A 5,436-nucleotide genomic window follows, 5' to 3' on the forward strand; every position below is an offset into this window, starting at 1 on the left:
CCGTTAGCCAGGTCCCGGTGGCGAACCTCCGCGCCTCATCTTGATTTTGTTGACTTGTGGGCTGCTGAGGCTCATCAAACGTAGTAGAAGGATCGCGGCGGGGCAGGCGGACCGACCGTGGTCCCTATCCCGCAAGGGGGAACCGTCAGAACGTGCAGCGGATCGTCAACGATCTGCACAGAGAGCACATCGTCGCGTTCGATCCGAACCCGCATCAGCGTTGCGCACAACTCGTCGTCCTGACCGCTCGCGGCAGGGCGACCTATAACGCGGCCTTGCGGCTGCGGAGCCCTCTGGTTGGGGAGCTTGCGGCCGGCTCTCCGCGGGCGATGTCGCGGTCGCGCGCACGGTAATGATGGCGTTACGCCAAAAGCTGGAAATGCTTTTCGGCGACGAACCCAATGAACTCCGGTGACGTGCAGGGCCGTTTGTGAGAGGCAAATATGAGCGCGCGGTTGATCTTCAACATCTGGTCATATCCGGGCCGTGGCGCTGCCAGCAACGCAAGAGCCGGAAATGCACGAGCGCCGAGCTATTCCACGGAACAGGAGAGCAGGCGCACACGGTCCGGTTCCGGCGCATGGTGAAGATCCACTGGGAGAGGCGGGTTGGTCTGGCGGGATGAGACATAGCTAGACGACTTGGGCGCCGAGCACTCAAGCCCAGCGCCGGCTTCGATTACCCGCGCACGTCGGCAAAGCGGCTGTCAGGCCATCTTTGCCAATATCTTGGTCATATCTGCCGTGTCGAATGCCCTCAGCGTCTCAGTTCTGATGTTGCCCATTGATGCGATTGATAAGGCTAGTGCGGTCGCAGCAATGTCGTCTTCTGCCTCGGCAATCACTACGACATCATGTTTGCCAAGCGTCCACAACAGCGTGTGAACCTTGACCCCGCTTTTGCTGGCCATCGCCTTGAAGGCCTCAGCCCGCTTCTGAGTATCCTTTATAGTCCTGATACCTTGATCGGTGAAGTTCGACAGTAATACGTAATGAGCCATTGGTTCCTCCCACAATGGGGAACCGGCGGGGCGCTCACGGCGCGTCCGCCGTTTCCCGCAACCACGATAACACGAGCCGGGTGCGCGAACCACAGGCGGTCAAGAAACGACAACGGTGCTCGGCGGCGTGTCGACCACATAGTACTTCTTCGTTGCGGCATCGCACCCATGACGTGCGGATCATGAATGCGAACTTCTGGACCCGTCCCGGCCGTTGGGTGCGGGGTGCCTCTCTACGAACCGGCGATGAGGTCGATCTTCGCGGCCATGATGAAGTCGTTCTCGTGCAATCCCTTGATCTTGTGTGTCTGCAGCGAGACTGCCGCATAACCCCAGCCGAAGCAGATGTCGGGATGGTGCCGTTCTTGTTCCGCCAATCGGCCAACTTTGTCGACGAAGTCGAGCGATTGACGGAAATCCGCAAATTTGAATTTGCGGCGCAGCAGATGCGCCTCCTCCAATTCCCAGCCAGGGGTCTGGGACAGATAGCCCTCAGCTGCCTCCTGCGTCAGTGGCGGAACGCCGCCGCGGCAGGGCGTACAGGTTTTCTGAGCAATACCATCGGTCATGACGACCTCCCTTCGTGCTCATTCCGGGTGCGGCAATCGCGTTTTTCACCGCGCCCGGTATTTGCTCGCATAGTGCTTGGCGAGAACCTTGCGAATCTGCTCGGCAAGCCGCTTGTTGCCGGTCGTCGCCCGCGCCTTGTCATCGCCTTTTTGCAGCTTCGGCGGATCGGCGCCCGGGCCTCGTTTCGTTGACTTGCGCATCGCGATAGATCAACGCCGCAACGGACAACCGGTTTCGTTCAAAGGACGATCTCCACAGGACTGCCGATCGCGAGACCGAGCTCGCCGTCAGCGCGGCCTTGATTGACGGCAATCTCGGCAAGGCCGTTCGAGTTCTCGTACCAAAAGGCCGTGCCCGGCGGACGATCGCCGAAGGTCGTCGCGGCCTCCAGCACGCGATCTGCTGCGGCGAGCCTTGCACCCGCCGGCAGCCTGGCCGCCCTTAGGCCGGTCAGGGCATTGCCGAAATGGTCGATATAGACGATCTCGGCGAGGTCCTCCGGCCAGTCTCTACGGCGATCTGCTTCATCCAGGCGCGGCCTGCCGGGCGGCGGCTCACGGCGTGCCAGCATGGCCGCGACGGGGGCAAACAGGTCACGCCCGTGGAAGCTGGCAGACAGGGCCTTTGGCTTCCAGTCGATATCCCAGCTGAACGTCTCAGCCGCGCGGCGCTGGATCAGCTCGAAGAGGCCGTTGCCGGGGCCGACATACAAGCGACCGTCGGCCTCGACGATGACCGACGGGCGCGTCCCTCCGACGCCTGGATCGACGACACAGAGAAAGACGGTTCCCGCGGGAAACCACTCCGCGTAGGCCGCCAGCAGGTAGGCCGACGCCTTGGGATTGCCGACCGGCGCGTCGGAGAAGAGGTCGATCGCGGGGATGCCCGGCGCCATTTGGTGCAACACAGCCTTCATCTGACCCGTGTAGGGGCCATGCAAGCCGAAATCCGTGAACAAGACAATCATGGGCGGGCGCCGATAGCGCTGCGACGGACATACAAATAGTCGGCCGGAAGGCGCATCCGCCGGCAGGCCTGAACGGCTGGGCTGGATTCCGTAACGAGGCGATCCGCCAAAGCCCCAGCCTGCCGGACTGCCCCAGATTCCCAAGTGTGCAATCCGTGGCCGGTGAGCCCCAACAGCGCCTGCACCCAACAGGGCACCAGATCAACGGCGGCCGCCACCAGCAGGAGCTGCGCCGGCCTCAGCGGCAGCGGCAGAATAGGCGCTGAACACATGATCGCGAGGAATTCGAACACTATGGCCGAGCGCTCCAGCCGTCCGGCGGTCGCATGGAACAGCGCTTCAAGCTCGGCTTCCGATCCCGGCGCGCCTGTGGCGCCGAAAAGGCGCGCAGCCGGTACGCCCTCGGCGTAATAGCGGTCGCGCTCCGATGCGGAGAACTGCTGCACATAGACGTGATAAGCCTGGACAAAGCCGTACGCCGCCGTGGCCTGAACCCAGTTCAGAAGGTTGGGATCATTGGCGTGGTACGTCTCGCCTGACGATGTCACGCCTTCAATGCGGTCGTGTATTCGCCGAACGCGGGCGATCATGGCCTCGGCCATGGTGCGGGGGCCATAGACCGTCACCATCGCAGCCAGCCCCGTGGTGTGCAGTCGTTGAATTGGATCAAGGCGGAAAGAGGTATGCTCCCATATGCCGGTGCGCACGCGCGGTTCAGCAAGCTCCAGGATCACCGCGGTGACGCCGCCGATGAACAGCGAGAGCGGGTTCTTGAATACGCGCCACGACACGGAGTCCGGCGATACCAGTCCGGCCTCGCCGATCGGTCGCGAGAAATCGATGTGAGGCAGGTCGCCAGGTTGCAGCACCGCCCGCGTCACCGCCTCCAAGAGGCTTTGCAACGGCCAAGGCAGGACGATCGGCGTGGTCATGGCACGAGCGCCATTCACAAAAAACACGTGCACCCAAGCAGCCAAGTGGGCCGCTGGACGCGCTTGGCGACACTACGGCCACTTTCTGCGGTGCTCGATCGCGCACAGTAGCTCAATTGGATGACGGTGCCCACCGCGAGCGGACGCCGAGCAAGCAGCCGGGGCCACTACGACAAGTGCTGTCGCTCATGACCCGCAGGCTTTCCTCAAATTTGCCAGAGTTCGCACGAGCGAAGACCATCATCGCTCATATATTCCGACGAGGAGCGCCTCGGCGAGGAGATGCTTGCGCGCTTCTCGTTCGACTCCCTGACACGGTGGGTCGTTGCCGAGCGGCAGGTGATCTATCGACAGTGCCAGCAGCCGGAAGTGGTAGCGATGCGGGCCGTGGCGATGCGGTGGACAGGGACCACCGTAACCTGGTCGCCGGAAATCGTTGGTAGCCTGCCTGAAGCCTTGCTTGGCGGCGTGCTGGGCGGCGCCTTCGGCCAGCCCTACACAATCGGCCGCAATGTCATAGGCCGCCCAGTGATGCCAGATCCCCGCCGGAGCGTCCGGATCATCGCAGAGAAGGACAAAGCTGCCGGTTCCGGCCGGAGCGCCGGTCCAGCCGAGGGGAGGGGAACGATCCTCACCGTCGCAAGTGAAGCGCCGCGGGATCGTCGTACCGTTGGCAAAGCTGCCTGAACTGAGCTGCATGGGTCGCTCCTAACGCTGTTGCCGCGCCGCGCAATACTCAGTCCCAAAACGCCAGGTGCCAGGCAAAACTGGTAGGAAGCGCGGGCGCCGCCCCTTGAGGCTGCGTTGTGACACGAGCTTCACGGTTGATCTGACGCGAGGATAGGCGCTCTGTCGAAATTGTACGAGACAATATCGAATGGCAGTTCGGTTCGCCCTGCCGCCCTGTCCCACGCATCGTAGCCAGTGATGGCAAGGCTGTGATACCATTGCACAAGTTGCGCCGCGGTTGGCAATTGCCACGCCCGCGCAGCCTGACCACTGTGCAGTGCTAATCGGGTCGCGGGTCTGATCCCGTGAACGAGTGGCCTCGGACCATGGAACTTGTCGTTGCTCTTGGGCTGATCGTCTTCAAGGTCGCGTTTCTGATTGCGATCCTGCTGCTGCTGCCATTGCCGCTGACCTGGCTGGAACGCAAGATCGCGGGGCACATGCAGCAGAGGATGGGGCCGATGCGTGTGGGATGGCATGGGCTGCTGCAGCCGGTGGCGGATGGGGTCAAGCTCTTGACCAAGGAGGACCACATCCCGGCCGAGGCCGACCGCTTCCTGTTCAAATTGGCGCCAATCCTGGCGCTCGCTCCGCCCTTCGTGGTGTTCGTCGCGGTCCCCTTCGGCGAATCCGTCTCGGTGCTCGGCACCAAGATCACTCTCTACGTCTCCAACATGAATGTGGCGCTGCTTTTCGTCTTTGCGGTGATCGGGATCGAGGTCTATGGCGTTATCTTCGGCGGCTGGGCGGCGAACAGCAAGTACGCTGTCCTGGGCAGTCTCAGGACCTGCGCGCAGATGATCAGCTACGAGATCCCGATGGGGTTCGCGGTCATCGGCGTGGTCATGCTGGCGCAATCCATGAGCCTGCTCGACATCGTGCGGGCGCAAGCCAATGTCTGGAACATCGTCTACCAACCGGTAGGGTTCTTTGTATTTTTCGTAGCCGGCCTGGCCGAAGCGCAGCGCATTCCCTTCGACCTGGCGGAAGCCGAAGGCGACCTGGGGGCCGGTTTCCATACCGAATACAGCGGCATCCGCTTCGCATTCTTCATGGTCAGTGAATACGCCGTCATGCTCCTGACGTCGGTCCTGGCGGTGATCCTGTTCTTCGGCGGCTGGAACGGCGTGCTGGTCCCGTTGCCGCCGCTCCTCTGGTTCGTGCTCAAGGTCGCCTTCTTCGTCTATCTGTTTATCTGGTTCCGCTTCACTTTCCCGCGCTATCGCTACGACCAACTG

General features: G+C 62.3%; 7 protein-coding genes. 1 reads left to right on the forward strand and 6 read right to left on the reverse strand.

Features of this window, described 5'->3' with window-relative positions:
- Positions 1-706: 706 nt before the first annotated feature.
- The 6 genes from EOA29_RS23635 to EOA29_RS23655 form a co-directional block, all read right to left on the reverse strand.
- Positions 707-1,000 carry a GYD domain-containing protein gene (locus EOA29_RS23635; protein WP_125000291.1) on the reverse strand — a complete coding sequence of 98 codons (294 nt, stop codon included), beginning with the start codon at positions 998-1,000 and terminating at the stop codon, positions 707-709.
- Between the two features lie 233 nt (positions 1,001-1,233).
- A complete protein-coding gene (locus tag EOA29_RS23640; RefSeq protein WP_126092614.1) occupies positions 1,234-1,569 on the reverse strand; it encodes a 4a-hydroxytetrahydrobiopterin dehydratase in 336 nt (111 codons plus the stop codon).
- A 45-nt stretch (positions 1,570-1,614) separates the two neighbouring features.
- Positions 1,615-1,770, reverse strand: a complete 156-nt coding sequence (locus tag EOA29_RS41620) for a hypothetical protein (RefSeq protein ID WP_189349918.1) — start codon at positions 1,768-1,770, stop codon at positions 1,615-1,617.
- Positions 1,771-1,808: 38 nt separating this feature from the next.
- Complete coding sequence (locus EOA29_RS23645; protein WP_126092615.1) at positions 1,809-2,537, reverse strand: SAM-dependent chlorinase/fluorinase; 729 nt, start codon at positions 2,535-2,537, stop codon at positions 1,809-1,811.
- Complete coding sequence (locus tag EOA29_RS23650; protein ID WP_126092616.1) at positions 2,534-3,469, reverse strand: oxygenase MpaB family protein; 936 nt, start codon at positions 3,467-3,469, stop codon at positions 2,534-2,536. Before EOA29_RS23650 ends, EOA29_RS23645 begins: the two co-directional genes overlap by 4 nt.
- 240 nt (positions 3,470-3,709) lie before the next feature.
- On the reverse strand, positions 3,710-4,168 hold the full coding sequence (locus EOA29_RS23655) for a YbhB/YbcL family Raf kinase inhibitor-like protein (RefSeq protein ID WP_126092617.1): 459 nt from the start codon (positions 4,166-4,168) through the stop codon (positions 3,710-3,712).
- Positions 4,169-4,524: 356 nt separating this feature from the next.
- Here EOA29_RS23655 and nuoH point away from each other — a divergent pair.
- A partial coding sequence (gene nuoH / locus EOA29_RS23660) for an NADH-quinone oxidoreductase subunit NuoH (protein ID WP_127221636.1) occupies positions 4,525-5,436 on the forward strand: 912 nt, incomplete at its 3' end.

Source organism: Mesorhizobium sp. M1E.F.Ca.ET.063.01.1.1, from assembly GCF_003998155.1.
Lineage (GTDB): Bacteria > Pseudomonadota > Alphaproteobacteria > Rhizobiales > Rhizobiaceae > Mesorhizobium.

What these genes read in the sequence shown, in the direction of transcription:
- EOA29_RS23635 (WP_125000291.1), bottom strand. Translation starts at nt 1,000, where the DNA reads ATGGCTCATTACGTATTACTGTCGAACTTCACCGATCAAGGTATCAGG.
- EOA29_RS23650 (WP_126092616.1), bottom strand. Translation starts at nt 3,469, where the DNA reads ATGACCACGCCGATCGTCCTGCCTTGGCCGTTGCAAAGCCTCTTGGAG.
- EOA29_RS23645 (WP_126092615.1), bottom strand. Translation starts at nt 2,537, where the DNA reads ATGATTGTCTTGTTCACGGATTTCGGCTTGCATGGCCCCTACACGGGT.
- EOA29_RS23640 (WP_126092614.1), bottom strand. Translation starts at nt 1,569, where the DNA reads ATGACCGATGGTATTGCTCAGAAAACCTGTACGCCCTGCCGCGGCGGC.
- EOA29_RS41620 (WP_189349918.1), bottom strand. Translation starts at nt 1,770, where the DNA reads ATGCGCAAGTCAACGAAACGAGGCCCGGGCGCCGATCCGCCGAAGCTG.
- EOA29_RS23655 (WP_126092617.1), bottom strand. Translation starts at nt 4,168, where the DNA reads ATGCAGCTCAGTTCAGGCAGCTTTGCCAACGGTACGACGATCCCGCGG.